Source organism: Falsiroseomonas frigidaquae, from assembly GCF_012163145.1.
In the GTDB taxonomy this organism is placed as follows: Bacteria; Pseudomonadota; Alphaproteobacteria; order Acetobacterales; family Acetobacteraceae; genus Falsiroseomonas; species Falsiroseomonas frigidaquae.
The window spans coordinates 12,577-37,674 of sequence record NZ_JAAVTX010000002.1; the positions used below are offsets into that span (position 1 = coordinate 12,577).

Consider the following 25,098-nt stretch of genomic DNA (forward strand, 5'->3'; position numbering starts at 1 on the left):
TCAGAAGCCGTAGAGACGCGCCGGGTTCTCCACCAGGATGCGGTGCAGCGTCGCCGCATCCCCGGCCCAGTCCGCCAGCCGCGCCAGGGCACGCGCATCGTCGATGGGGTGGAAGGGATGCACCGCATCCGGCGCCAGGCCCGGCCGCACGCCGGAATGCGGGAAGTCGGAGGCCCAGACCACGCGCGCCGGATTGGCCGCGATCAGCGCGCGGGCGATCGGCGCCATGTCCGCCAGGTCCGGCGCGGCGGACATGCGATGTGCGGCGGAGAGCTTCACATGCACGCAGCCCTGCCGCAGCAGGTCGAGCAGCGCGGCGAAGCCGGGCTGGCCAATGCCGCCCGCGCCCTGCGCCCGGCCGAAATGGTCCACCACCACGCCGCAGGGCAGGCCGGCGATGTCCTCGGCCAGGGCCGCGATCACCGGCATTTCCGTATAGACCTGCACATGCCAGCCCAGCGGCGCGACCCGCGCGGCCGCCTCGGCCAGCATGGCGCGCGCCGCGGCGGGATCGGCGCGGCCGGCGGTGTGCAGGTTGATCCGCACGCCGCGCACCCCGGCGGCGTGCAGGCGGCGCAGCGTGGCATCCTCCGTCGCCGCATCGATCACCGCGACGCCGCGCGCCCGGGCCGGGCCGAGTTCGGCCAGCGCGCGTTCCATTCCGGAATTGTCGGTGCCATAGGTGCTGGGCTGCACCAGCACCACACGGTCCAGCCCCAGCCCATCCAGATGCGCGCGCAGCCCGGCGGCGGTCATCACCCCCGGCGTGTAGCTGCGGGCGGGGTCGAGGAAATGGCCTTCCTCGAAGACATGGGTGTGGCAGTCGCAGGCGCCCGGAGGCAGGTGGTCGGGCGGCAGGTGGTCGGGCGGCAGGGGTCGGGTGCTCATGCGCGCAGGCTCGCCCCGGCGGCGGCCTCCGTCCAGATACGGATCGCGATGGTTTCCATCAACCGGCTTTATGCCCTAGCCTTCCCCCCATGAATCTGCGGCAGTTCGAGGTGTTCCACGCCATCATGCGGACCGGCACGGTGACCGGCGCCGCGCGGCTGCTGAACGTCACCCAGCCTTCCGTCAGCACCGTGCTGAAGCACCTGGAGGCGCAGCTGCGCTTTCGCCTGTTCAACCGCATCGGCGGCCGGCTGCAGCCGACGCCGGAGGCGCAGGCGCTGCTGCCGGACATCGACGCCGTGTTCAGCCGCCTGGCGGCGGTGCAGCGGCTGACGCAGGACCTGGCGGGCGGGCGGCTCGGTACGCTGTCCGTCGCCGCCGCCTTCCCGATTGCCAATGGCTACATGGCCCGCGCGGTGGCCAGCTTCCTGACCGGGCGGCCCGGCATGCGGATGGCGCTGCAATCCCTGACCACGCCGCAGGTGGTGGACCGGGTGGCGAGCCGGGAGGTGGAACTCGGCGTGGTGCACGAGCCGGTCGGCAGCACGGAGGTGGACACCGAATTGCTGCTGCGCAGCGCGCTGGCCGCCGTGCTGCCCGCCACGCACCCGCTGGCGCGGCTGGAGCGGATCCCCCTGGCGGCGCTGGAGGACCACCCGGTCATCACCTACCTGCCGCAGAACCTGTTCCGCTTCCATGTGGACAAGGCGCTGGCCGAGGCCGGCATCTCGCCGCGCATCGTGGCGCAGGTTACCGTTTCCCTCACCGGCATCATGCTGGCGCGGCATGGCGCCGGGATCGCGCTGGTCGAGCCGCTGATGCTGCGGAGCCTGGATTTCCCCGGGCTGGTGGCCCGCCCACTGGACCCGCCGGTCGCCTTCGAGACGGTGCTGATCCGGCCGCGCGGCACACCGGATTCCACCGTGCTGGCCCGCTTCGTGGCGCATCTGCGCGACGTGCTGCGGGCGGAGGGTCTGCTGCCGGAAGGTCATTGACGGGATCAATGGGTAGCCCAAAGCTTCCTATTGGACGCGGCCTGCCGGCTGCGCGACCATCCGCGCCAAAGCAACCGCGGATGAGGAAAACGCGCATGGACATCGCCGCCCCGCGCTACGACACCAACTGGCCCTCGATCCGGGACGAAGTCAGCGCCGAGGAATGGCAGGCGCGCTGCGACCTGGCCGCCTGCTACCGGCTGATCGACGCCTACGGCATGACGGACCTAATCTACAACCACATCACGCTCCGCATTCCCGGCACGGAACATCTGCTGATCAACCTGTACGGCCTGCTGTACAAGGAGATCACGGCGACCTCGCTCGTGAAGATCGATGTCGAGGGCAACATCATCTGGAAGCCGGATACCGACTACGGCATCAACAAATCCGGCTACGTCATCCATGGCGCCATCCACAAGGCGCGGCCGGATGTGGCGGCGGTGATCCACACGCATACCCGCGCCGGCATGGCCGTGGCGGCGATGAAGTGCGGGCTGCTGCCGCTCAGCCAGACCTCCATCCGCTTCGTCGGCCATCTCGGCTACCACGACTATGAGGGCCCGGCGGTGGATCTGTCGGAGCGGGAGCGGATCGTCGCCGATCTCGGCCCGCATGATGCGCTGATCTTCCGCAACCATGGGCTGCTGACCTGCGGCGCGACGCTTCAGCAGGCCTTCAACACCATGTACCAGCTTGAGATGTCCTGCCGCGCCCAGGTGGATGCGATGAATTCGCGCACCGAACTGCTGGTGCCGGATGAGGCGACGCTGGCCAAGACCGCGCATCTGTACCAGCCCGGCGCCCGCCGCCCCTATGGCGTGCTGGAATGGCACGCGATGCTGCGGCGCCTCGAAGCTGAGCAGAAGGGCTCCGCCTACCCCCCCTACTGGGCCTGAGGTTTTCGCAATCCGCCGCAGAGCGGATTCAAGGGAGGATACTGCTTATGAACCCGATCTTCGGGCGGCGCCTGCTGCTGGGCGCCACCGCGGCGACGCTGGCCGCGCGCGGCGCCATGGCGCAGGGCAACGCTACCCAGGGCAATTGGCCGGACCGGCCGATCCGCTTCGTCGTGCCCTTCGCCGCCGGCGGCAATACCGACGTGCTGGCGCGCCTCTACGGCACCCATATCTCGGCGAAGCTCGGCCAGCCCATCGTGGTGGAGAACCGCAGCGGTGCCTCCGGCGCGATCGGGACGGAGGCCGTGATCCGGTCCCGCGCCGATGGCACCAGCTTCCTCATCGGCAGCCCGGGCTCCATCGTCAACAGCCCGCTGCTGCTGGCGAACAAGCGGTTCGACCCGATCACCGACCTCACCTTCGTCGCCATGTTCGGCCAGGTGCCGATGGTGATCATCGTCAACCCATCCCTGCCCGTGCGCACGCTGCCGGAACTGGTGGCCTTCTCGAAGGCGCGCCGCCAGGGGGTGACGATCGGCACCTCCGGCATCGGCGGCGCCAACCACCTGCCGCTGGAATTGTTCAAGGCGGAGACCGGCGCCAACCTGGTGCATGTGCCCTATCGCGGCGGCGGCGCCACGTTGCCGGATTTCGTCGCCGGCAATGTCGATGGCATCCTCATCGAGCTGTCCAGCGTGCTGGACCTGCACCGCGATGGCCGCGGCCGCATCCTCGGCATCGCAGCCCCGCAGCGCTCCCCGCAGGTGCCGGAGGTGCCGACCTTCATCGAGGCGGGCTACAAGGATTTCCTCGCCGCCTCCTTCGTCGGGCTCTTCGCACCGGTCGGCACGCCGGCACCGATCCTCGGCCGTATCCAGGCGCTGGTCGGCGAGGCGGCACGCGATCCCGAGATCCGCGCGCGGCTGGATTCCTTCAGCGTCACGCCGCCGACGCCGGAGGAGCTGACCACCGACCATCTCGCCCGCTTCCTGCAGGGTGAATTGGCGAAGGCGCGCCGTGCCATCGAGATCGCGGGCCTCAAGCCGGAATGAGCGACATGCATCTGGTGCCCGCCGAGACCTGCCGCGCGCAGATCACCTCGGTCCTCACCGCCTGGGGCATGGCGCCGGAGACGGTGCGCGTGACGGCGGAGGTGATGATCGAGACGGACCTCGCCGGCGTCGACAGCCACGGCATCTCGATGCTGATGGATTACGACGAAAGCCGCCGCAAGGGCCGGCTGAACCTGCAGGCGCAACCGCGCATCATCCGGGAAAATCCCGTCACGGCGCTGGTCGATGCCGATGCCGGGCTGGGCCACCCGGCCGCCGTCTTCGGCATGAAGCTGGCGATGGCCAAGGCGAAGGTGGCGGGCGTCGGCGTGGTGACGGTGCGGAACTCCCACCATTTCGGCGCCGCCGGCTACTACGCGGCGCTGGCCCCGGCGGAGGGGCTGGTCGGCATGGTGACCAGCGCGACGCGCAGCATCTCCGTCGTGCCGACACGCGGTTCCATCCCGCTGCTCGGCACCAACCCGCTGGCCTTCGCCGCGCCGGCCGGGCGCAACCCGCCGTTCCGGCTCGACATGGCAACCAGCAGCTGCGCCAGCAACAAGGTCAAGGTGCACGACCTGCAAGGCAAGCCCCTGCCCGCCGGCTGGGTGCTGGACGAGGCCGGCCAGCCGGTGACGGATGCGACGGAGGCCTGGCACCGGCTGCGGGTGACGCATCAGGGCGGGCTGACGCCACTCGGCGGCACGCCGGACATGGCCAGCCACAAGGGCTACGGCCTGGCGATGATGGTGCATATCCTGGGCGGCGTGCTCTCCGGCGCCAGCTTCTCGCCGATCCGCAACCGCACCCAGCGGCCGGAGGATCCGGATAATCTCGGCCATTTCTTCATGGCGATCGACCCGGACTGCTTCCGCGAGGAAGGCGCATTCGAGGCCGACCTGGACGAGGCGATCGAGGTGCTGCACGCGACGCCGCCTTCCGACCCGGCGAAGCCCGTGCTGGTCGCCGGCGATCCGGAAGTCGCCAGCCGCGCCCGCCGCCTGGCGGAAGGCATCCCGGTGCCCGCAAGCCTGGCGCGGCAGCTGCGCGGCGTCTGTGAACGCGCCGGGGTGCCGTGCCTGATGCCATAGGCAACGACAAAAAAGGGAGGCAACGACAATGAACATCACCCGACGTGCCCTGGGCGGCCTGGCCGCCGCGGGGCTGGCCGCGCCGGCCCGCGCGCAATCCGAATTTCCCAGCCAGACCGTCCGCATGATCGTGCCCTTCGCGCCCGGTGGCGCGACGGATGTGGTCGGGCGCATCCTCGCCCCCGGCATTCAGGAGGCGCTGGGCGGCCGCACCGTGCTGGTCGAGAACCGGGGCGGCGCTGCCGGCGTCATCGGCGCGGAGGCGCTGCTGGGCGCACCGCGGGATGGCCACGCGATGGCGCTGTTCACCATCACCAACGCGGTGCTGAATGCGGGGCTGATGCGCGACCCGCGGCTGGATCCGCGCACCGCCTTCACCCCCGTGTCGCTGGTCGCGACGCTGCCGATGGTGCTGACGGTGGGCAAGCATGTGCGCGCCAATACGCTGCAGGAATTCGTCGCCGTGATGAAGGAGTCGCCGGGCCGCCTGACCTATGGCTCGGCCGGCGCCGGCAGCATCAACCATCTCGGCGCGCATCTGTTCAACCTGCGCAGCGGGACGCAGGCGGTGCATGTGCCCTATCGCGGTGCCGGGCTGGTCTATGCCGACCTCATCGCCGGCAATGTGGATTGGCTGGTGGAGGGCATTTCCTCCCAGGCGCCGCATGTCCGTTCCGGCAATGTCCGCGCGCTGGCGGTGCTGGCGCGGGAACGCAATCCGGCGCTGCCGGACGTGCCGACGGCCATCGAACAGGGTTTCGAGGATTTCGAGATCATGAACATCATGGCGGTCTTCGCCGCATCCGGCACGCCGGCTTCCGCCATTGCCAGGCTCGAAGGCGCGATCCGCGCCGCCGTCGCCAAGCCCGACCTGGCGCGACGGCTGCGGGAGGCGGGGGCGGAGCCGGCGGGCAGCACCACGGCGGAGTTGCAGCGCTTCTGGGAACAGCAGCTGGCGCTGTGGCTGCCGGTGGTCGAAGCCTCCGGCGTGCGGCTGGACTGAGGGAGCGCGCAGATGCAGTGGCAGGGCGGCGGTTGGGTTCTGGACATCCTCGTGCCGGGCTTTCCCGGCAAGGCGACGCAGCATGGCGGCCTCGGCTGGAGCACCATCGCGCTGCTGCGCGGCCATGGCCGCATCGTGGTGCTGGATGGCGGCGGCTTCGGCCAGCGGCGCACGCTGGTGGATGCGCTGGCGAAGCATGGCGTGGCACCCGGCGAGGTGACGGACCTGCTGCTCAGCCACTCGCATCACGACCATGCGGTGAACTGGCCGCTGTTCCGCCAGGCCCGCATCGCCATCGGCCGGAAGGAGATGGCCTGGGCGCTCGGCGTGGAATGGGGCACCACGCCGGTGCCGGAACACACCATCCTGGCGCTGTCCACCTGGCCGACGCTGCACCTGGTGGATGAGGGGGACACGGTGCTGCCGGGCATCACCGCGCATCTGGCCCCCGGCCACACGCCGGGCCACCTGATCTTCATCATCGAGGGTGACGGCCAGGATTGCGTGCTGCTGCAGGACGCCGTGAAGAACCGCGTGGAGCTGACCACGCGGCGCACCGACATGACCTATGACGCTGCGATCAGCCGCGCGACGGTGGAGATGGTGTGGGAGATCTGCCGCACCCGCCCTGGCTGCCTGCTGATCCCCGGCCATGATTTGCCGATGGTGGTGGAGAATGGCGTGCCGCGCCCGATCGGCCGTCAGACCTCCGGCATCAAGGCCTGGTTCGGCGACAGCCTGGAGGAGATGACACGCTTCGAACTGGCGCCGCCGGAATAGGGTTCAGCCGCCCTGTTCCGCCGGCATCAGCCCTGCCGCTCCGCCGCTTCAGCTCTGCCGCTCCGCCGGCTTCAGCTCTGCCGCTCCGCGGCATGGGCCGCCGCCAGGGCCGCCAGGCTGGTGAAGCGGAAATCATGCCCCGCCTCCGCCGGCGGCGTGGCGCCCCAGCCATCCTGGTCGTGCCGCCGGTCGATCCAGGCGGTGGCGAGGCCGGCGCGGCGGGCCGGGGCATGGTCGTGGAACAGGCTCTGCGCCGTATGCAGGATCTCGCCCTTCCCATGCCCAAGCGCCGCCAGCTTCTCCAGCATATAGGTGAAATTGCGGTCGGAGGGCTTGTAGCTGCCGATGTCCTGCGCCGTGTAGATCGCGTCGAATTCCACGCCGAGCCGGCGGTTGCTGCCGGCGAAGCTGGTGCGATCGACGTTGGACAGGATCACCAGCTTGAAATGCCGCTTGAGGTAGGCAAGCGCCTCCGCGGAATCCGGGAAGGCGGGCCAATCCGGCACGGATGCGCCGAAGCGACGATGCGCCGCCTCATCCATCGGGACATTCCATTCGCGGGCCAGCCGGCGATGCACTTCGGCCAGCAGGTCGGAGTAGATCATGTCCGGCGTCAGGGCCTCCTGGTCCGCCTCCAGCCGTGCGAAGGCCTGCAGCGCCGCCTCGCGGCCGATCGCCGTACCGGCACTGGCCAGCAGGGGCTGCAGCGCGGCGTGGATGCCGCCCTCCCAATCGATCAGCGTGCCGTAGCAGTCGAAGGTCAGAATCCGGAAATCACTCAGTTGCATCGCCCTGCCTCTCCCCTATCCCGCGCGGTGCATCATGAATGGCGGCGGAATCGTGCACAACGGACCCGGCGATTTTCCGGCGCGAGGCTTTCCTTGCGCCGCGGACCGGGGGAACTTCGCGTCGTCGCATGGGTTGTGCATGAGGCGGAATGCTCCGCGACAGACCCGCCGCGCGCAACGCCGGGGCGAGGCAGGTCCAGGGGAGCCGATATCGTATGAACGAGATGGATCGCCCGGGCAGACCCGGGCGCCCGCAGCGCACGCGTCGGCCGCTGGCGCTCAAGGTCCATCTCCTGCTCCTCACCCTGGCGGTTCTGCTTCCCGCCCTGTTCGCCGGGGGGCTGACGGCCTGGCAGCTTGGCCGCGCATACCGGGAGGTGGTCCAGTCGGCCCTGCAGGGCGGTGCCAGGACGCTGGCCGTGACGATCGACCGGGAGATTGAGGTTGCCGTCACGGCGGTAAGCTCCCTGGCAGGGTCGCGGGCGCTCCGCGAATTCGCGCAGGCCTGGCCGCAGGCCCAGGATAACGGGACTCTGTCCGATCTCTATCAGCGCGCGCGCGCCGTCGGCGAGGCGTTCGGTGGCTGGGTGGTCCTGGTCCAGGCGGATGGAAGGCAGGTCTTCAACACGCAGCGGCCCCTGAATTCGGAGCTGCCGGTGGCCAAGGGCGTGACTTGGATCGCCCAGGCCATCGATACCGGCGCACCCGTCGTGAGCAATCTCTTCGTCGGCAGCGTGGCGCAGCGGCGCGTGCTCGCCGTTGTCGTGCCGGTGGATCCAGGGCTCGGAGTTCCCGTGCCGCAGTCCGGCGTGGCACAGCCGGTGCCGGCTGTGCCGCTCGCGCTGCTCCTCGCCTTCGACCCGAGCCGCCTGGCCAGGCTGCTGACCTATGTCCGCGATGGCGAGATCGCCGGGCTGATCCAGGTGGCGGACGGCACCATCGTCGCGCGGTCCATCGGCCAAGCCGAGGCGAGCGGCCAGCCGGCGCCGGATTGGGTCGCGGCGCCGCTGCGCGAGCGGGAGATCGGCCTCGCCTCCGGGTCATCGCTCGAAGGTCCGCCGATCGTCGCGGCCTTCCATCGGCTGGACCGGGTGCCCTGGGCGGTGGTGGTCACCGCCTCTCGCGCCGAATACCAAGCTGCCTGGCGCACCCCGCTGGAACGGCTGGCCATCGGCGCCGCGGCCCTGATCGCGGCGGCGCTGGCCCTCGCCGGCCTGCTCGCCCGCAGCCTGCTGCGCCCGGTCCAGGCCCTGGTGCGGGAGGCGGAAGCGGTCGCCGCGGCGGCGCCACCGCCGCCGCCCGCGCCGCCTTCGCCGGTGGCGGAGTTCGAGGCGCTGCGCCATGCCCTGGCGCGCGCATCCCAGGCCACCCGCGCGCGCGCCGTCTCCGAGGGTCGTGCCGCCGCCGCGGAGGAATCCGCGCAGCTTCTGCGGTCCGAACGCGATCGCGCCCGGCTGTATTTCGACGTCGCCCATGCGGTGCTTGTGGTGCTTGGCCCGGATGGCACCGTCCGCAGCATCAATCGGCACGGTCTTCTCGTCCTGGGGCTCGAGGAGGAGGCGCAGGCCGTGGGGCGCGACTGGTTCGACAGCTTCCTGCCGCATCGGCTGCGCGAGCCGGTACGCGCGGTGTTCCAGGACATCCTGGCGGGCCGGGCCGTGATACCGGGTTCATATGAGAACCCGGTCCTGCGCGCCGATGGCGAGGAACGCCTGATCATCTGGCGCAACACGATCCTGCACGATCCCGATGGCGTGCTGATCGCCGTGGTCGCCTCGGGCGAGGACATCACGGAGCGTCGCGCGACGGAGGCCAGGCAGGTCCTGCTGATGCGGGAGGTGGACCACCGCGCCAAGAATGCGCTGGCCGTCGTCCAGTCCATCCTGCGGCTTACCCGCGCGGATGGGCAGCAGGATTTCGCGGCGGCGGTCGAAGGCCGCGTCAATGCGCTGGCGCGCGCGCATACCCTGCTGGCGCGGGAACGCTGGGGCGGCGGCGATCTGCGGGAGCTGATTGAGACCGAACTCGCGCCCTATGCCGCGGCGGGCCGCCTGCGCCTGGACGGGCCGGCGGTGCGACTGGTGCCGGACGCCGTGCAGCCGGTTTCCCTGGTGCTGCACGAACTTGCCACCAATGCGGCCAAGCACGGCGCGCTCGCCGCGCCCGGCGGCCACCTGGAGGTGAGCTGGACGATGCGGCCCGAGGGCGGCCTGCGCCTGACCTGGTCCGAATCCGGCCTGCCGACGGCCCTGCCCGGGCCGCCGCAACGGCGCGGCTTCGGCAGCCGCATGATCATTGCCACCGTGACCGGCCAGCTGCATGGCAGCGTCACCTTCGGATGGCCCCCGGCGGGGCTGCGCTGCGAGCTGCTGATCGCCCCGGACCGGGTGCTGCCGGTGGCGCCGGAAGGCGAATGGCCGCTGGCACCGGATGGCGCGGAGCCGGTGGCGCCTGAAGACGCGTGGCCAATGGCGCCTGAAGGCGCGGGGCCAATGGCGCCTGAAGGCGCGGGGCCAATGGCGCCTGAAGGCGCGGGGCCAATGGCGCCCGAAGGCGCATGGCCAGCGGCACCCGAAGGCGCGGGGCCAGTGGCGCCCGGCGCCGGGCCGCGGCACGGTCCGGACCATGCTCCGGCCGAGGAACAGGCGCGTCGCAGCCTGCGGCAGAAGCGCATCCTGGTGGTTGAGGACGAGCCGCTGGTCGCCATGGATGTCGAGGCGATCCTGCACGGCTTGGGCTGCGAGGTTGTCGGCCCGGCCGCCACCCTGGCCGAGGCCCTGCGCCTGGCGGAGCAGGAGGCGGGGCACCTCGACGGCGCCGTGCTGGACGTCAATCTCGGCGGGCACGCGGCGTTCCCGGTCGCGAACCTGCTTGTGCAGCGCGATGTGCCGGTGGTCTTCGCGACCGGCTACAGCGAATTGCCCGGCGGCTGGACGCCGGAGGGTGGGCAGGGCCGCACCGCGCTGCTGCGCAAGCCGGTGGACCGCGCCGCCCTTACCGCGGCGCTGACCCGCCTGCTGCCGCCATCCGGGCAACCACAGGCGACGTCCCGCGCAGGACGCCGCCCGCCGCCTGCGGACACGCTGCGTGTCTGTTACTGACGCCGCTTGGGCATTGCGGGCCGGAGCGAACGGGCGGAAGCTGCGAGGCGGCACGCGTAGGGAAACCGAGGCCATGCGGCTGCAGAAGATCGACTCCCCGATGGCCTGGAAAGGGCCGGACATCGACTACCGGACGGAGATGATGCACGTCCTCTCGCCGGTCGAGATCGCCGAGATCGATGCGGCGCTGCGGCGCTGCCAGGACCTGGATATCCCGGAGATCACGGCGGAGCGCTTCCCGGCCCCGGTGCTGGGCGGAACACTGCGGCGGGTCAAGGACGCACTGCTGAACGGCCGTGGCGCCAGCCTGCTGCGCGGCTTTCCGCGTGAACGCTACACGGCGGATGAGATGGCGCGCATCTATGTCGGGATCGGTGCCCATCTGGGCCGCCCGCTGGCGCAATCCTGGAAGGGGGAGCTGCTGGGCAGCGTCATCAACATCAGCGACATCGTCGAACGCACCCGCGGCTACAACCAGGCCGGGGAGATGATGTTCCACGTCGATGGCACGGCCTGCGACATCGTATCCCTGATGTGCCTGCGCGGCGCCCGCGCCGGTGGGGCCAGCCGCATCGTCAGCGCGGCCGCGCTGCACAACCACCTGCTGGAGACACGGCCGGACCTGCTGGAAGTGCTGTATCGCGGCTTCCACCATCGCAACCACGAGATGGATGCGCTGCATTCGCCGATGGTGCCGCTGCAGACGGACCATCGTCTGCCCTTCGTGTCGCAGCGCGATGGCCGCATCACCTGCTCCGCCTCCGGCTGCATCCGCTATGCGGTGGAACAGGGCGGCATCGCCTTCTCCGCGGCGGAGGTGGAGGCGCTGGAGGAATGGCAGCGCCTGGCGCGGTCGCCGGAATTCCACCTCGACATGGATTTCGAGCCCGGTGACATCCAGTTCCTCAACAACCGCGCCATCCTGCATGGCCGCACCGATTACGAGGATGCGGAGGACGTCACGCAGCGGCGCCACCTGATGCGGCTGTGGCTGCATGTGCCGGAATGGCCGGCGCGGGAGCCCGACCAGATCTACCTGACGCCGGATTCCTGCGGCCATTGGCAGCACACCAATCGCCGGCCGCTGATGGACCTGCCCGGCAGCTATCTGGCGGAGTTGCGCGCCATGCAGGAGGTGCGGATCCGCGACAATTCCGTGCTCGCCATCACGAAATCCGTGCCCAAGGCCTCCGACTGGATCAGGCCCGGCTGACCATGCCGGACCCCTTCGACCTGGCGCGCTTCGTGCAGGCGCAGGACCCTGTGATGGCGGCGGTCGAGCAGGAGCTGCGGCAGGGCCACAAGCGCAGCCACTGGATGTGGTTCGTTTTCCCGCAGCTGCGCGAGCTGGGACGCAGTGCCACCGCACGACATTACGGCATCGGCTCGCTGGCCGAGGCGCAGGCCTATGCGGCGCATCCGCTGCTCGGGCCGCGGCTGGTGGCGTGCACGGAGCTGGTGCTGGCCGTGCCGGATCGCTCGGTGCACGCGATCTTCGGCAGCCCCGACGACCTGAAGTTCCGCTCCTGCATGACGCTGTTCAATGCGGCTTGGCCGGAGCAGCCGGTGTTCGGCGCGGCGCTGCGGCGGCATTTCAACAATGCCGCCGATACGCGCACGCTGGAGCTGCTGGCTTCAGCGCGCTGAGGCGAGGATGCGCCGGGCGCGGCGCAGGATGGGTTCGTCCACCATGCGGCCATCCACCTCGAAGGATCCACGTCCCCCGGCTTCCGCCGCCTCCGCCGCCGCGATCTGGCGCCGGGCCAGGTCGAGTTCCTTCTCGCTGGGTGCGAAGCCCTCGTTCAGGATCGGGATCACCGCCGGGTGGATGCAGCTTCCCCCCGTGAAGCCGGCGCGGCGGGACCGGGCCACCACGTCGCGCAGCTTCTCCTGGTCCCGGAAATCCGCGATGGAGCCAAGCGTGCCCATCGCCGCCACGCCCGCCTGCGCGGCGGCCACCGCCATGCGGCGCTTGATCGCGACCATCACCTCGTCATCCGAGGTGCAGCCGATTTCCGCCGCCAGGTCTTCCGCGCCCACCAGCAGCCCGGCGACCCGTGGGGACGCCGCGCCGATTTCCGCCATGCGGTCGATGGCGGAGGCGCTTTCGATCAGGGGCAGCAGCACGCAGCGCGGCGTGGGGCCTTCCAGCTCATCGACGATCTCCGCGAGGAGGCGGACATGGCCGCCATCCATCGCCTTGGTCACCAGGATGCCGTCCACGCCGCAGGCGATCGCCGCCTCGATGTCCCGCACCGCCATGCGCAGGGGTCGGTTGATGCGGACCAGCACCGCGGAGGGACCGGTGCGGCAGGTGGCCACCGCATCGGCCAGCCCGTCCCGCGCCGCATCCTTCTGCGCCACCGGCACGCTGTCCTCCAGGTCGAGGATGATGGCATCCGCGCCCGCGCCCGGCGCCTTGGTGACGAAGCGCGGCACATTGGCCGGCACGTAGAGCATGGAGCGCCAGGTGGCGGCGCGTTGGGTCTGGGTCATGTCAGTTCGCCGTCACGCCGGCGGCGCGGATCAGCTCGCTCCAGCGCGCCACCTCGCTGCGGATCAAGGTGCCGAAGGCTTCCGGCGTGGTGGGGGACGGCTCCGCGCCATCCTGCCGCAGCCGCGCGGAGACCTCCGCCGTGTTCAGGCTGGCATTGATCTCGGCATTGAGGCGGCGGATCACCGCATCAGGCGTGCCGGTGGGCGCGGCGATGCCGTACCAGGGCACGGCGTCGAAGCCCGGCGCCACCGTCTCCGCCGCGGTCTGCAAATCCGGCAGGCTCGGCACGCGCTGGGCGGAGGAGACGCCGAGCGCGCGCAGCAGGCCCTGGCGGGCCAGCGGCATCACCGTCGGCGCGCCGCCCCAGGTGAGGTCGACATGCCCCGCCACCAGGTCGTTCAGCGCCGGGCCGAGGCCGCGATAGGGCACATGCTCCATCTCCAGCTTCGTCGCATGCAGGAAGGCGAGCATGACGGTGTGGCCGGCGCTGCCATTGCCGGCGGTGCAGTAGCGCAGCTTGCCGGGATTGGCCTTGGCGTAGTCGGCCAGGCCGCGCAGGTCCTGGTAGGGCTGGCGCGGATGCACCACCAGCACGTTCGGCGTGGTGGCGATCATCGCCACCGGCGCGAAGTCGCGCACCGGGCTGTAGGTGAGATTGGGGTACATGGCGACATTCACCGCCAGCGTGCCGATGTGGCCGAGCAGCAGCGTGTAGCCATCCGCCGCCGAACGCGCCACGGCTTCCGACCCGATGGTGCCGCCGGCGCCGCCGCGATTCTCCACCACCACGGGCTGGCCGAGGCGGGGCGAGAGCTGGTCCGCCATGGCGCGCCCCAGCGTGTCATTCGCCGCCCCCGGCGGGAAGGGCACGATCAGCCGGATCGGCCGGTTCGGCCAGGCGCCCTGCGCCTGCACGGCGGGCGCCGCCAGCGTGGCGGCGGTGGCGGCGAGAAGCTGGCGCCGGTTCATGCCGCGCCCCCCTTCCCCATCAGCCGCGCGCGATCTTCCGCGCCATAGCCGAGTTCCGCGAGGATCTCCTCGGCATGTTCCCCCTGGCGCGGCGCCAGCCGGGATTCCGGCAGGCTGGAGCCCGAGAAGCGGTTTGCGTGTCGCAATCCCAGCATGTTTTCATCCTCCCCTTCTTCCTTGGTCAGCACACCGGAGCTCCGCAGTTGCGGATCCTCCAGCAGGCTCGCCAGCGTATTGTAGGGCATGGCGGGCACATCGTGGCGGCGCAGCAGCGCCACCCATTCGGCGGTGGTCTTCCCGCGCAGCACCTCCGCCCGCAGCGCGAAGTAATCCGCGACATTGGCGAGGCGGGCGGAGACGTTGCGGAAGCGCGGATCGTCCATCAGCTCCGGCCGCCCGATCGCGGTGAAGAAGCCGCGCGCCTGCGGGTCCGTATTGGCGGAGACGCAGATGTAGCCATCCTGCGTCTGCATCGGCCGCGCATCGGGCGTCATGATGCGCGGATCGCCGAAGCTGCCCTCGGGGTCGAAGGTGCGCTGGCCGAGATGTTCGGACAGCACGAAGGCGGCCGCATTCTCGAACATCGGCACCTCGATCGCCTGGCCCTCGCCGGTCGTCGCGCGGGCCACCAGCGCGGCGCAGATGGATTGGGCGGCGATGATGCCGACGATGTGGTCCGTCAGCACGAAGGGGGCGAAGCGCGGCTCGCCGATCACCGCCTCCAGGCAGGCGGCGACGCCGGACAGGCCCTGGATGATGGTGTCGTAGGCCGGCGCGCCATCATAGGGGCCGCCCGTCGCAAAGCCCGCGATGGTGCAATGCACCAGCCGCGGGTTCAGCGCCGACAGCGTCTCCCAGGTCAGGCCGAGCGAGGCCAGGGCGCGCGGGCGCATGTTGCTGACGAAGACATCGCAGGTTTCGGCCAGGCGGCGGATCACCTCCTGCCCCTCCGGCGCCTTCAGGTCGAGCACGATGGACCGCTTGTTGCGGTTGAAATGCATGAATTTGGGCGACATGCCCGGCGCATTGGCCGGTGCCTTGCCGCCCAGCTTGCGCATCAGGTCGCCTTCCGGCGGCTCCACCTTGATGACCTCCGCGCCCTGCTCGGCCAGCAGCAGCGTGGAGGTCGGGCCGACGATGACCCCGGTGCAGTCCAGCACGCGGATGCCCGCGAGCGGGCCGCGTTTGGTGGCGGGCTGGCTCACACCATCTCGCCCGGCTCGGCGGCGGCTTCGGCCTGCGCCACGATCCTGCCCGCCTCGTTCAGCGCCCAGAGCGAGAGGCTGCCATCCTCCGCCCGCTTGCAGCGCAATTCGCCGGTGCGGTTGACGAAGAAGGGGTTCACGTTGCGCACGGAGAAGCGGCCGAGCCTGCCGCCCGGCAGGTTGCGGCGTGCCATCTCATGCAGGAACAGCGCATGCAGGCCGCCATTCACGACCAGGCCGGGGTAGCCTTCCTCCTGCGTCGTATAGGGCTGGTCGTAGTGGATGCGGTGGCCGTTATAGGTCAGCGCGGAATAGCGGAAGAGATGCGTCGTCTCCGGCGCATAGACCTGCGTCTCGTCCGGGGTGGGCAGTTCGACGGGCGCCTCGGCCTTGGGCGGCGCGCCGGCGCCGGGCCTGGCTTCCTCGCGATAGACGATGTCGTGCAGCTCGGTCAGCACCGGCTTGCCATCCATCTCCACCACATGATCGACACGGACAAAAATCATCTGCCCGGTGCGGCCGGTCTTCGGCGTGATCGAGGCGATGGTGGAGGTGCGGCGGATTTCCGCGCCGATGGTGATCGGCGCCAGGTAGCGCAGCCGGCGGCCGGCGAACATGCGGCGCGGCAGCGGCACCGGCGGCAGGAAATCGCCCTTCCGCGGGTGGCCATCCGGGCCGAGCTGGGACTGGCGGGCGATGGGCGCGAAGAACACGGAATGCCAGCCTTCCGGCAGCGCATCGCCGCGGCGGTACTGCATCGGGTCCTGGTCGAGCAGGGCGGCCAGGCGGCGGACGATGGGCAGCGCCACCTCATCCTCCAGCACTTCCTGGCGGCCGATCCAGCCGGACATGTCGCCGGGCTGCGCGTGCGTATCGGGCATTGTGGTTTCCTCCAGCCGGAAGTCTTGCCCCGGCGGCGCGCCGCGTCCAATGCAATATGGTGACTGCGTGATGCGTCCGATGCATCATGTTCGCCATGTATCTCGACCTGCCGGGGCTGGAGGCGTTCATCGCCGTGGCCGAACTCGGCTCCTTCCGCCGTGCCGCCAGCCGGCTCGGCCTCAGCCAGCCGGCGCTGACGCGGCGCGTGCAGCGGCTGGAGGGGGTGACGGGGGCAGAACTGCTGGACCGCCGCGCCCAGCCGATCCGCCTGACCGCCGCCGGCACATCCCTGCTGCCGGAGGCGCAGGAGGCGATCGCGCGGCTGCGTGAGGCGATGCGCCGGGCGGTGGACCCGGATCGTGGCCAGCGCGTGGAGATCGGCTGCCTGCCGACGCTCGCCGTGCGGCACCTTGGGCCAGTCCTGGCCGCGCATGCGCGGGCTTGGCCGGATTCCGAGGTGGTGGTGCATGAAAGCTCGGCCACCGAGATCCGCAGCATGCTGGAGGCCAACCGGATCGATTTCGCGCTGGCCGCGATCGGCGCGGAGCGCTGGAACGTGGAGCGCGTGCCGCTATTCGACGAGCCCTTCTTCCTGGTGGTGCCGGCGGATCATCGCCTGGCGCAGCGCGGGTCCGCGGCCTGGGCGGAATTGCGCGACGAGAAGATGGTCTCCACCCATGCCATCAGCGAGAACCGGCGGCTGGTCGATGCGGCGCTGGACCAAGCGCGGGTGCCCACGACCTGGCGCGTCGAGGTGCGACACCTGGCCACGGCGATCGCCATGGTGGCGGCCGGCGCCGGCATCGTCGCATTGCCCGCCTCCGCCCTGCCGGAGCCGCTGCCGGCCAGCCTGGCGACCCTGCGGCTGGTCCGCCCGGCGCTGACCCGGCGCGTCGGCCTGCTTAGCCCGCGGGAACGCCAGCTTTCGCCTGCGGCGCGTAACCTGATGAGCAGTATCGTGGAGGCGCTTCGTCGCGCCGATGGCGCGCCAAGGGCCCGGGCGGAGGCGGCGCCGAAGGCTCGGCGCGGGGGTTTACGCAAGGCGGCGCCGGCCGGATAAACCGCGCATCCAGGAAGAAGACCCGATCATGCCACTCGATGTCACTGCCAAGGGCGTCTACGTCATCGCGCCGACGCCGTTCCACCCGGATGGGCGCGTCGACGAGTCCAGCCTGGACCGGATGACGGATTTCTTCCTCGGCGCCGGCTGCGCCGGCATGACCATCCTCGGCGTGATGGGGGAGGCACCGAAGCTGGATGGCGCGGAATCGCTGGAACTCAGCCGCCGCATCATCCGCCGCGCCGCGTCGGCCGGCATCATCGTCGGCGTCACCGCCCCGGGCTTTGCCGCCATGCGGTCCCTCGCACGCGGCGTGATGGATGCCGGCGCGGCCGGCGTGATGATCGCCCCCCCGAGCCATCTGCGCCATGACGAGGCGATCATCGGCTATTTCCACCAGGCGATCGAGGCGATCGGCCCGGACATCCCCTGGGTGCTGCAGGATTATCCGCAGCTGTTCCAGGTGCAGATGACGCCCGGCATCATCCGCCGCATCGTCAGCGACCTGCCCTCCTGCGTCATGCTGAAGCATGAGGATTGGCCGGGGCTGGAGAAGATCTCCGCGCTGCGCGGCTTCCAGGCGGATGGCTCGATGCGGCCGATCAGCATCCTCTGCGGCAATGGCGGCATCTTCCTGGATTTCGAGATGGCGCGCGGCGCCGATGGCGCGATGACCGGCTACGCCTTCCCGGACATGCTGGTGGAGCTGGTGAAGCTGTCCCAGGCGGGAGAGCGCGACCGCGCGCATGACCTGTTCGACGCGCACCTGCCGCTGATCCGCTACGAATTGCAGCCGGGCGTCGGGCTGGCGGTGCGGAAATACGTGCTGATGCGCCGTGGCGTCATCGCCTCCGACGCGCAGCGCCGGCCGGCCTCCGCCATGTCGGCCACGGCGCGGCAGGAGGTGGAATACCTGCTGTCCCGCCTGGCGCGGCACGATGCGCGGGCGAAGCTGCCGCCAGTCTGAGACGGCCTTCAGACTGAAGGCGGCAGGGGCGCGTCGGGCAGCACCAGCAGGTGGCCCTGCGAGCAGCGTTCGACGCGCCCGGCAACGCCATAGACCGCGGCCAGAAGGCCCGGCGTCAGCGTCGCCTCCGGCGTGCCATCGGCCTGCACGGCGCCCTGGCTCAGCGCCACCACGCGGTCGGCGAAGCGCGCGGCAAGGCCAAGGTCGTGCAGCACCACCACGCCGATCACCGCCTCCTCCCGCACCATGCGGTGCACCAGGTCCATGACGGAAAGCTGGTGCCGCAGGTCCAGCGCGCTGGTGGGTTCGTCCAGCAGCAGCACATCCGGCCGGCGCACCAGCGCCTGCGCCAGGCCGACAAGCTGGCGCTGGCCGCCCGAGAGCCGGTCCAGCGACAGCAGGGCCAGGTCGGCGATCTGCAGCCGCTGCAGCAGGTCCAGCGCGCGGCGCGTCGCCTCCGCCCCGCTGACCGGCCTGTCGCCCGGAACGGCGCGCAGGGCGCCGACCAGGGTTTCCAGCACGGTCAGCGCAACGCCGCCCGGCAGGCCCTGCGGCATGTAGGCCAGATGGCGCGCGCGGTCCGGAATTCGCATCGCCAGCAGGTCCTGCTCGCCCAGCCGCACCACGCCGCGGGTGCGCGGCACCAGCCCCGCCATGCCGCGCAGCAGGGTGGATTTGCCGGCGGCATTGGGGCCGACCAGCGCGGTCAGCGTGCCGGGGCGCAGCGGTGGCAGGTTCAGCCCCTCCACCACCACGCGGCTTCCATAGGCGACGCGCAGCCCCTGGATGGTCAGGTCGGGCTTCACGCCATGCGTCCGCGGCCGAGCACCAGCGCCAGGAAGACCGGCACGCCGATCAGCGCGGTGACGATGCCGATCGGCAGCATCAGCCCCGGCACCGCCAGCTTGCCGATCACCGAGGCCAGCGCCAGCAGCAGCGCACCGCACAGGGCGGAGGCCGGCAGGAAGAAGCGGTGATCCTCCCCCACCAGCAGCCGCGCCGCATGCGGGCCGACCAGCCCGACGAAGCCGATGGTGCCGACGAAGGCGACCGACAGCCCGGCCAGCAGGCTGACGCGCAGCAGCGCACCGCGCCGCGTCGCCGCGGTATCGACGCCGAAGGATCGCGCACGGTCCTCGCCCAGGCGCAGCGCCGTCAGCCGCCAGGCGGCCCGCGCGGTGAAGGGCAGCACCAGCGCCATCGCCGCGGCCAGGGCGCCGACCTGCGGCCAGCTCGCCCGGCTCAGGCTGCCCATGGTCCAGAACACCAGCTGCTGCAGCGCCTGTTCGGTGGCGAGGAATTGCAGCAGCGCCACCAGCGCGTTGAAGGCGAAGACCAGCGCGATGCCGAACAGCACCAGCGCCTGCACCCCCGCCCCGCGCAGCCGCGCCAGGCCGAGCAGCAGCGTCATGGCGCCGAGCGAGAACAGGAAGGCGTTGGCCGGCACCAGCCAGGCCTGCGGCACGAAGGGCACGCCGCTGCCCAGCACCAGCGCCAGCGCCGCACCCAGCGAGGCGGCGGAGGACACGCCGAGGGTGAAGGGGCTGGCCAGCGGGTTGTCCAGCACCGTCTGCATCTCCGCCCCCGCCAGTGCCAGCGCGGCGCCGACCAGGATCGCCATCAGCGCCTGCGGCAGGCGCACCTGCCAGATGATCAACCCGTTCATGCCCTCTGCCCCCGGCCCCGTCGCACCCGGCCCGGCCAGCAGGGTCTGCAGCACCGTGCCGAGCGACAGCCTCGCCGGGCCGGTGGCGACATCCAGCAGGAAGGCCAGGACCAGCCCCGCCGCCAGCAACACCAGCAGCGTGGCGCGGCGCAGCAGCAGCCGGCGGTAGCCGGCCTCGGCATGCCCGATCTCGGCGTGGATGCTCATCCGGACGCCAGGTCCACCCAATAGGTGCCCTGCATCGGGATGGACAGAAATCGGCGGTTCAGCTCCGCCACCGTCGCCGCCGGGTCGAGCGTCGCGAAGCGTTCCGGATGCAGGGCGCGGGCCAGCGCCTCCACCGCCACGACATGCGCGGGGGTGTCGTTGAAGCCGTGCCACATGGCATGCGCGCGGCCGGCGGCGACGGCGGGCAGGCCGACAAGGTGTTCCCGTTGTAGCACCGTGCGCAGCCCGTCCCGCGCCGCCTGCGGGCTGACGCCGCTGCCCATGGCGATGCCGCCGCGCGTCGCGAAGGGGCCTGCGGTGGCGACATAGACATCCGGGCTGCGCGAAAGCACCTGCTCCAGGGACACGGTGCCGGCCAGGCCGGGCAGCACCTCCGCCCCCAGGTTGATGCCGCCGGCGCGCTGGACGAAGGAATCGAAGACGCCGCGGCCTGGGGAGGCGCAGCAGGGCGTGCCGCCCGCATGGGCGTGGATGAAGATGCGCGGCCGCGCCGCGACGCCGGCCAGCCCGGCATCGACCTGCGCCAGATGTTCGGTGTGGAAGCTGGCGAATTCGCGCGCCCGGTCCTCCGCGCCGATCAGCGCGCCGAGGATGGCCATGCTGCGCAGCGCGTCGCGCAGCGGGTCGGCGAAGAAATCGATCACCAGCGTCGGGATGCCGTAGCTGCCGAGCCGGTCCGCCAGCGCCCCGGCATCGCCGCCGGAGGCGCCGCCCCGGCTCAGCACCACCGCATCCGGCCGTGCCGTCAGGATGGCCTCGACGGAGAGCGTGTCGAGCGTGTTGCGGCCGACCAGCGGTACCGCATCGGCGGCCGGGAAGCGGGCGCGCACCGGGGCATAGTCCGGCGGGTTCATCTGCCGCAGGTCGCCGGACCAGCCGACGAGCAGGGAAACCGGATCGGGATGCAGCAGCGCCAGGGCCAGCACATGCCGGCCCTGGCCGAGCACCAGCCGGCGCGCCGGGCCGGGCAGCGAAACCTCCCGCCCCAGCAGGTCCGTGATGCGGCGTGGCGCCTGGGCGCGGGCGGCGCCGGCAATGCCGGCGAAGGCGACGGCCAGCGCGCGGCGGGTCAGCTTGCTCATGCTGCGGCGTCCTGATTGCGGTTGTGGCCGGCCGCTTCCTCCCGCGCGACGGCGTGGTAGTCGGCGTCGCGGTCGTGGTCGAGCTGGCGGCCGTATTCCGTCTCGCTCATGCCGAGCTTCCAGTAGCCGATCACCAGCATGCGGCGACGATCGACGCCGCAGCTGTCGCGCAGATGCGCGCGCAGGGCGCGGGCGGCGGTGGATTCGGTGCCGACCCAGGCGAAGACATCCTCGCCCGGCGCGATCGCCAGCGCCTGCACGGCGCGGACCAGCGCATCACTATGCGGGTCGGCATGCAGCCAGGTCACGCTGACGCCCGGCGGGTGACGCAGCCCCACCTGTTCCTGCGGCCCCGGCACCTGCAGGAAGGCCTCGCCGCGCGCCTCGGGCGGCAGTGCCGCCAGGATGTTGGTGATGGCGGGCAGCGCCGTATGGTCGCCAGCCAGGATGGTGCGCGCCGCCGGGCGCACGGTGCGGCCACCTAGGCCCGCCACCCCCACCGCATCGCCAGGCCGCGCGCGGGCGGCCCAGGCGGAGGCGACACCCTCATCCCCATGCAGCACGAAGTCGATGTCCAGCTCGCCGGCCAGCGGGTCGATGCGGCTGACGGTGTAGGTGCGGATGACGGGTTTCAGCGCGTCCTCCACCCACACCGGCTTGCCGTCCGCACCGCGTGGCGGCAGGTGAAGCGGCACCCCGGGGCGCGGCGGCAGCAGCAGCTTCAGGTTGGGCCCGCCATCGAGCCCCGGCCCCTCCGGCCCGCCCAGCGTGATGCGGCGCAGCCCCGGCGTGACGGCGGCGGCGCGCAGCACGGCAAGGCGACGCATGCCACGCCAGCGCGCGGTCCAGGGCTGGGCGGGGTGCTCGGTCATGGGGCGGGGGTCATAGGGCGGGGTCCAGGGCGAAGCGGAGGGAGCGGGACAGCGCGGCGGGCAGCACGGAGCCGTGGTTCTCGCCGGGAAACGCAACCTCCCGCACCGTGTCCAGCACAGGGGCCAGCGTGGTCGCGAAGGCGCTGGCGCGCGCGCCCAGCTGGCGGGCGGCGAGCCGCGCCTGGCGGTCCGGCGGCATCGCCGGGTCGTGGCTCTCCAGCCCGCCATGGGTGACCAGCAGGCGCAGCCCGGCGGCGGCGGCCGGCGGCGCGGCGGCGAAATCGGCCGCCTGGCGCAGCACCTCCCCCTCCCCCCACCACAGCGAGGGGCTGGCGGCGATGTGGTGGCGGAACAGGCCGGGGCGGTGCAGCAGGGTCCAGGCGACGCAGAGCCCGCCGAGGGAATGGCCGAAGATCGCGCGGTTGCCGGCATCCAGCGGAAATTGCGCGGCGATGGCCGGCAGGATCTCCGCCTCCAGCAGCGCGATGAAGGCGGCGACGCCGCCGCTGCCCGGCGGGCCATCCGGCAGCGGCGGCGTGTAGTCGCGCTGCCGACCGACCGGATCGTGCGGCGCATCGCCGGCATGGCCCAGACCCACGATCAGCGCCGGGCCGACATGGGTGGCCTCCGCGCGACCGGATTGCAGGCGCAGCGCCGCGACGGCCGTGGCGAAGGTGGCGTTGCCATCCAGCAGCAGCAGCAGGCGATGCCCGGCCGGCGGCGGCGGGGTGTCCGGCCAGGCGACCAGCAGCCGGTGGCCGGCGACATCCCGCGCCAGGCTGCGCGGCAGCCGGACCGCGTCCTCGGCTACCAACGCATCCGCAGCCCGGCCAGCACGGTGCGGCCATTGCCGAAATAGCAGTTGGTCACCGAGTTGCAGCTCGCGATGTATTCCTTGTCCGCGATATTCGCCGCGTTCAGAGACAGCTCCACGCCGCGGGCGCGTTCGAAGCGGGCGCCGAGGTCGTAGCGGATGGCGGCATCGAACAGCGTCACGTCATCCACCTCGAAGGTGTTCGTGTCGTTGCCGTAGGTCGAGCCGATGTAGCGCACGCCGCCGCCAAGGCCGAGGCCACGCAGCGGGCCTTCGGTGAAGCGGTAGTTGGCCCAGCCGCTGGCGATGTGGTTCGGCACCTGCGGCACCCGGTTGCCGGTAACGCCGGCGGTGGTGGAGCGGGTGATCTCGGCATCGATGTAGGCGTAGGTGCCGATCAGGTCGAGGTTGTCGTCCAGGCTGGCGCGGCCCTCCAGCTCGATGCCCTGGGAGCGGATCTCGCCGGTCGGCGTCGAGTAGGTGGCGTACACCGTGTCGGCGGTCAGCACGTTCTGCTGGCGGATGTGGAAACCGGCGAGCTGCACGAAGCTGTCCATGCCGGGCGGCTGGAACTTCACACCCACCTCGTACTGCTCGCCCGTCGTCGGATCGAAGGTGCCGCCGCCCCGCTGCGGCGCGGCGGTGCCGGTGTTCGGCAGGAAGGAAGTCGAGTAGCTGGCATAGGGCGCCAGGCCATTGTCGAACAGGTACAGCGCGCCGGCGCGCCAGGTCACTTCCTGGTCGAGCTGCGAGAGCTGCGTGGCGTTGGCGCCGCTGGCCTGGTGGGTGGTGGTGCCGATGCGGGCGCTGTCAAAGCGGACACCCAGATTGAAGCGCCAGCGGCCGAGCGCCATCTGGTCCTGCGCGTAGAAGCCGAGCTGGTCCAGCTCCTGGTTGGTCAGGCCGTTCAGGCCCGTGTTGATCTGCGGATTGGCGGTGAAATAGACCGGGTCGAACAGGTCGATGGTCGAGACCGCGGTGCTGCTGCCCTGGCGGGTGCGCGCGGAATTGCGGAACCAGTCCACGCCGAACAGCGCGGTGTGGCGCAGCGCGCCGGTGCGGAAGGTGGCCTGCGCCTGGTTGTCCAGCGCATAGGCATTGGAATGGTCGGAGACGAAGCTGGCCAGGCGGGTGCCGGTACGCTGGTTGGCAATGCTGCGGATCGACAGCACCTTCACCTCCGCATCGATATGCGCGTAGCGGAAGTTCTGCCGCAGGGTCCAGGTGTCATCGACCCGGTGCTCGAACTGGTAGCCGATCGAGGCCTGGGTGCGGTTGAACACGTCGTAGGATGGGTCGCCGCCGAAGAAGTTGCGGCCGATGCGGCCATTCGGGTTGGCCAGCACCGTGCCGGTGGCGGGCACGAAGTTGTAGAAGCCGCCCTCCGGGTCGTTCTGATAGGAAGCCAGGAAGGTCAGCGTGGTGTTGTCGCCGGGCCGCCAGGTCAGTGACGGCGCGATTGCGATGCGCTGCTCGCCGACATGGTCCACCTGGTTCTCCGCCGTACGGGCGATGCCGGTCAGGCGGTACTGGAAGCGGCCATCCTCCGTTGCCGGGCCGCCGAAGTCGAAGGCGGTCTGCAGCAGCGCATCGGTGCCGGCTTCCAGCCGCACCTCGTTCACCGGCGTCGCGGTGGGGCGGCGGCTGACCAGGTTGACGAGGCCGCCGGCACCGGTCTGGCCGTACAGGACGGAGGCCGGGCCGCGCAGCACCTCGATCCGCTCCAGCAGCCAGGGGTCGGTGTTGGGCACGCCGAAGGCGCCGCCGCGGCCCTGGCGCAGGCCGTCCAGGTAGTTGACGAAGGCCGCCGCCGTGCCCTGGCCGCCGAAGCCGCGCACGAAGACGCTGTCATAGCGGGCGGAGGGCCGCACCTCCGGCAGCACACCGGCGGTGTAGCGCAGCGCCTGGGCCACGCTGGCAGCGCCCTGGTCGTCGATCTGGTCGCGGGTGACGACGCCGATGGATTGCGGCGCCTCGATCAGCGGCGTGTCGGTCTTGCTGCCGGTGGTGGTGACGCGGGCGACGTAGCCGGGCACCGGCTCCCAGGCACGCCAGGCGGTGGCCTGGACCTCCACCGAGGGGAGTTGCAGCACCTCGCCGGCCGGCGCGGCCGTCTCCGCCCCGGGCAGGACGGTCTGCGCGAAGGCGACGGGTCCAGCCAGCAGCCCAGGCAGGAGCACGGACAGGCCGAGCGGCAGCGCAACGGGTGAGGCCAGGCGCATGGCGCGGCGGTACTGCATGAAGGGGACCCCAAGTCCA

General features: G+C 71.3%; 23 protein-coding genes. 11 read left to right on the forward strand and 12 right to left on the reverse strand.

Annotation, left to right across the window (positions count from 1 at the left end; translation table 11 throughout):
* Positions 1-888 (reverse strand): amidohydrolase family protein, encoded by an 888-nt coding sequence (locus tag HB662_RS04550; protein WP_168047683.1) that lies wholly within the window; start codon positions 886-888, stop codon positions 1-3.
* An 89-nt stretch (positions 889-977) separates the two neighbouring features.
* On the opposite strand from HB662_RS04550, the gene HB662_RS04555 reads away from it, so the two are divergent.
* From HB662_RS04555 to HB662_RS04580, 6 genes are all read left to right on the forward strand, one after another.
* Complete coding sequence (locus tag HB662_RS04555; protein ID WP_168047685.1) at positions 978-1,883, forward strand: LysR family transcriptional regulator; 906 nt, start codon at positions 978-980, stop codon at positions 1,881-1,883.
* A gap of 95 nt (positions 1,884-1,978) precedes the next feature.
* Positions 1,979-2,782 carry a class II aldolase/adducin family protein gene (locus HB662_RS04560; protein WP_168047687.1) on the forward strand — a complete coding sequence of 268 codons (804 nt, stop codon included), beginning with the start codon at positions 1,979-1,981 and terminating at the stop codon, positions 2,780-2,782.
* A 47-nt stretch (positions 2,783-2,829) separates the two neighbouring features.
* Entirely contained in the window at positions 2,830-3,834 is a 1,005-nt protein-coding gene (locus tag HB662_RS04565) for a Bug family tripartite tricarboxylate transporter substrate binding protein (protein ID WP_168047689.1), read from the forward strand.
* A 5-nt stretch (positions 3,835-3,839) separates the two neighbouring features.
* A complete protein-coding gene (locus HB662_RS04570; RefSeq protein ID WP_209443116.1) occupies positions 3,840-4,925 on the forward strand; it encodes an Ldh family oxidoreductase in 1,086 nt (361 codons plus the stop codon).
* A gap of 28 nt (positions 4,926-4,953) precedes the next feature.
* On the forward strand, positions 4,954-5,928 hold the full coding sequence (locus HB662_RS04575) for a Bug family tripartite tricarboxylate transporter substrate binding protein (protein WP_168047693.1): 975 nt from the start codon (positions 4,954-4,956) through the stop codon (positions 5,926-5,928).
* A gap of 12 nt (positions 5,929-5,940) precedes the next feature.
* On the forward strand, positions 5,941-6,708 hold the full coding sequence (locus HB662_RS04580) for an MBL fold metallo-hydrolase (protein ID WP_168047695.1): 768 nt from the start codon (positions 5,941-5,943) through the stop codon (positions 6,706-6,708).
* Between the two features lie 71 nt (positions 6,709-6,779).
* Here HB662_RS04580 and HB662_RS04585 read toward each other — a convergent pair whose 3' ends face one another.
* Positions 6,780-7,496: a haloacid dehalogenase type II gene (locus HB662_RS04585; protein WP_168047697.1), complete on the reverse strand. Its 717-nt coding sequence runs from the start codon at positions 7,494-7,496 to the stop codon at positions 6,780-6,782.
* A 215-nt stretch (positions 7,497-7,711) separates the two neighbouring features.
* On the opposite strand from HB662_RS04585, the gene HB662_RS04590 reads away from it, so the two are divergent.
* The 3 genes from HB662_RS04590 to HB662_RS04600 all read left to right on the forward strand — a co-directional run bounded on the left by HB662_RS04590 (position 7,712) and on the right by HB662_RS04600 (position 12,244).
* Positions 7,712-10,597 carry an HWE histidine kinase domain-containing protein gene (locus HB662_RS04590; protein ID WP_168047699.1) on the forward strand — a complete coding sequence of 962 codons (2,886 nt, stop codon included), beginning with the start codon at positions 7,712-7,714 and terminating at the stop codon, positions 10,595-10,597.
* A 73-nt stretch (positions 10,598-10,670) separates the two neighbouring features.
* Positions 10,671-11,810, forward strand: a complete 1,140-nt coding sequence (locus HB662_RS04595; RefSeq protein WP_168047701.1) for a TauD/TfdA family dioxygenase — start codon at positions 10,671-10,673, stop codon at positions 11,808-11,810.
* Between the two features lie 2 nt (positions 11,811-11,812).
* Positions 11,813-12,244, forward strand: a complete 432-nt coding sequence (locus tag HB662_RS04600; RefSeq protein ID WP_168047703.1) for a DUF1810 domain-containing protein — start codon at positions 11,813-11,815, stop codon at positions 12,242-12,244.
* Here the strand turns inward: HB662_RS04600 and HB662_RS04605 are convergent.
* Genes HB662_RS04605 through HB662_RS04620 form a run of 4 tightly spaced genes read right to left on the reverse strand, consistent with a single transcriptional unit; the run spans position 12,233 to position 16,149 of the window.
* Entirely contained in the window at positions 12,233-13,093 is an 861-nt protein-coding gene (locus HB662_RS04605) for an HpcH/HpaI aldolase/citrate lyase family protein (protein ID WP_168047705.1), read from the reverse strand. The two genes, HB662_RS04600 and HB662_RS04605, sit on opposite strands and share 12 nt — an antisense overlap.
* A 1-nt stretch (position 13,094) precedes the next feature.
* On the reverse strand, positions 13,095-14,063 hold the full coding sequence (locus tag HB662_RS04610; protein WP_168047707.1) for a Bug family tripartite tricarboxylate transporter substrate binding protein: 969 nt from the start codon (positions 14,061-14,063) through the stop codon (positions 13,095-13,097).
* Positions 14,060-15,268 (reverse strand): CoA transferase, encoded by a 1,209-nt coding sequence (locus HB662_RS04615; protein ID WP_168047709.1) that lies wholly within the window; start codon positions 15,266-15,268, stop codon positions 14,060-14,062. Before HB662_RS04615 ends, HB662_RS04610 begins: the two co-directional genes overlap by 4 nt.
* The gene (locus HB662_RS04620; RefSeq protein ID WP_168047711.1) at positions 15,265-16,149 is read right to left on the reverse strand and encodes an FAS1-like dehydratase domain-containing protein; all 885 of its coding nucleotides are present in this window, start codon (positions 16,147-16,149) and stop codon (positions 15,265-15,267) included. Before HB662_RS04620 ends, HB662_RS04615 begins: the two co-directional genes overlap by 4 nt.
* An 86-nt stretch (positions 16,150-16,235) precedes the next feature.
* Here HB662_RS04620 and HB662_RS04625 point away from each other — a divergent pair, with 86 nt between their 5' ends.
* Entirely contained in the window at positions 16,236-17,210 is a 975-nt protein-coding gene (locus tag HB662_RS04625) for a LysR family transcriptional regulator (protein WP_168047713.1), read from the forward strand.
* A gap of 28 nt (positions 17,211-17,238) precedes the next feature.
* Positions 17,239-18,177 (forward strand): dihydrodipicolinate synthase family protein, encoded by a 939-nt coding sequence (locus HB662_RS04630; protein WP_168047715.1) that lies wholly within the window; start codon positions 17,239-17,241, stop codon positions 18,175-18,177.
* 8 nt (positions 18,178-18,185) lie between these two features.
* Here HB662_RS04630 and HB662_RS04635 read toward each other — a convergent pair whose 3' ends face one another.
* From HB662_RS04635 to HB662_RS04660, 6 genes are read right to left on the reverse strand one after another with little or no spacing between them, the layout of a single operon-like run.
* A complete protein-coding gene (locus HB662_RS04635) occupies positions 18,186-18,983 on the reverse strand; it encodes an ATP-binding cassette domain-containing protein (RefSeq protein WP_168047717.1) in 798 nt (265 codons plus the stop codon).
* Positions 18,980-20,050 (reverse strand): FecCD family ABC transporter permease, encoded by a 1,071-nt coding sequence (locus tag HB662_RS04640; RefSeq protein ID WP_168047719.1) that lies wholly within the window; start codon positions 20,048-20,050, stop codon positions 18,980-18,982. The genes HB662_RS04635 and HB662_RS04640 overlap by 4 nt, the downstream gene beginning before the upstream one ends.
* Positions 20,047-21,153 carry an ABC transporter substrate-binding protein gene (locus tag HB662_RS04645; RefSeq protein ID WP_168047721.1) on the reverse strand — a complete coding sequence of 369 codons (1,107 nt, stop codon included), beginning with the start codon at positions 21,151-21,153 and terminating at the stop codon, positions 20,047-20,049. The genes HB662_RS04640 and HB662_RS04645 overlap by 4 nt, the downstream gene beginning before the upstream one ends.
* Entirely contained in the window at positions 21,150-22,025 is an 876-nt protein-coding gene (locus tag HB662_RS04650) for a siderophore-interacting protein (RefSeq protein WP_168047723.1), read from the reverse strand. The genes HB662_RS04645 and HB662_RS04650 overlap by 4 nt, the downstream gene beginning before the upstream one ends.
* 10 nt (positions 22,026-22,035) lie before the next feature.
* Positions 22,036-22,839 (reverse strand): alpha/beta hydrolase, encoded by an 804-nt coding sequence (locus HB662_RS04655; RefSeq protein WP_168047725.1) that lies wholly within the window; start codon positions 22,837-22,839, stop codon positions 22,036-22,038.
* Complete coding sequence (locus HB662_RS04660; RefSeq protein ID WP_245185458.1) at positions 22,833-25,079, reverse strand: TonB-dependent siderophore receptor; 2,247 nt, start codon at positions 25,077-25,079, stop codon at positions 22,833-22,835. Before HB662_RS04660 ends, HB662_RS04655 begins: the two co-directional genes overlap by 7 nt.
* Positions 25,080-25,098: the final 19 nt, after the last annotated feature.

Excerpts from the sequence above, each read along its gene's own strand:
- HB662_RS04550 (WP_168047683.1), bottom strand. The coding sequence starts at position 888 with ATGAGCACCCGACCCCTGCCGCCCGACCACCTGCCGCCCGACCACCTG.
- HB662_RS04555 (WP_168047685.1), top strand. The coding sequence starts at position 978 with ATGAATCTGCGGCAGTTCGAGGTGTTCCACGCCATCATGCGGACCGGC.
- HB662_RS04560 (WP_168047687.1), top strand. The coding sequence starts at position 1,979 with ATGGACATCGCCGCCCCGCGCTACGACACCAACTGGCCCTCGATCCGG.
- HB662_RS04565 (WP_168047689.1), top strand. The coding sequence starts at position 2,830 with ATGAACCCGATCTTCGGGCGGCGCCTGCTGCTGGGCGCCACCGCGGCG.
- HB662_RS04570 (WP_209443116.1), top strand. The coding sequence starts at position 3,840 with ATGCATCTGGTGCCCGCCGAGACCTGCCGCGCGCAGATCACCTCGGTC.
- HB662_RS04575 (WP_168047693.1), top strand. The coding sequence starts at position 4,954 with ATGAACATCACCCGACGTGCCCTGGGCGGCCTGGCCGCCGCGGGGCTG.
- HB662_RS04580 (WP_168047695.1), top strand. The coding sequence starts at position 5,941 with ATGCAGTGGCAGGGCGGCGGTTGGGTTCTGGACATCCTCGTGCCGGGC.
- HB662_RS04585 (WP_168047697.1), bottom strand. The coding sequence starts at position 7,496 with ATGCAACTGAGTGATTTCCGGATTCTGACCTTCGACTGCTACGGCACG.
- HB662_RS04590 (WP_168047699.1), top strand. The coding sequence starts at position 7,712 with ATGAACGAGATGGATCGCCCGGGCAGACCCGGGCGCCCGCAGCGCACG.
- HB662_RS04595 (WP_168047701.1), top strand. The coding sequence starts at position 10,671 with ATGCGGCTGCAGAAGATCGACTCCCCGATGGCCTGGAAAGGGCCGGAC.
- HB662_RS04600 (WP_168047703.1), top strand. The coding sequence starts at position 11,813 with ATGCCGGACCCCTTCGACCTGGCGCGCTTCGTGCAGGCGCAGGACCCT.
- HB662_RS04605 (WP_168047705.1), bottom strand. The coding sequence starts at position 13,093 with ATGACCCAGACCCAACGCGCCGCCACCTGGCGCTCCATGCTCTACGTG.
- HB662_RS04610 (WP_168047707.1), bottom strand. The coding sequence starts at position 14,063 with ATGAACCGGCGCCAGCTTCTCGCCGCCACCGCCGCCACGCTGGCGGCG.
- HB662_RS04620 (WP_168047711.1), bottom strand. The coding sequence starts at position 16,149 with ATGCCCGATACGCACGCGCAGCCCGGCGACATGTCCGGCTGGATCGGC.
- HB662_RS04625 (WP_168047713.1), top strand. The coding sequence starts at position 16,236 with ATGTTCGCCATGTATCTCGACCTGCCGGGGCTGGAGGCGTTCATCGCC.
- HB662_RS04630 (WP_168047715.1), top strand. The coding sequence starts at position 17,239 with ATGCCACTCGATGTCACTGCCAAGGGCGTCTACGTCATCGCGCCGACG.
- HB662_RS04640 (WP_168047719.1), bottom strand. The coding sequence starts at position 20,050 with ATGAGCATCCACGCCGAGATCGGGCATGCCGAGGCCGGCTACCGCCGG.
- HB662_RS04645 (WP_168047721.1), bottom strand. The coding sequence starts at position 21,153 with ATGAGCAAGCTGACCCGCCGCGCGCTGGCCGTCGCCTTCGCCGGCATT.
- HB662_RS04650 (WP_168047723.1), bottom strand. The coding sequence starts at position 22,025 with ATGACCGAGCACCCCGCCCAGCCCTGGACCGCGCGCTGGCGTGGCATG.
- HB662_RS04660 (WP_245185458.1), bottom strand. The coding sequence starts at position 25,079 with ATGCAGTACCGCCGCGCCATGCGCCTGGCCTCACCCGTTGCGCTGCCG.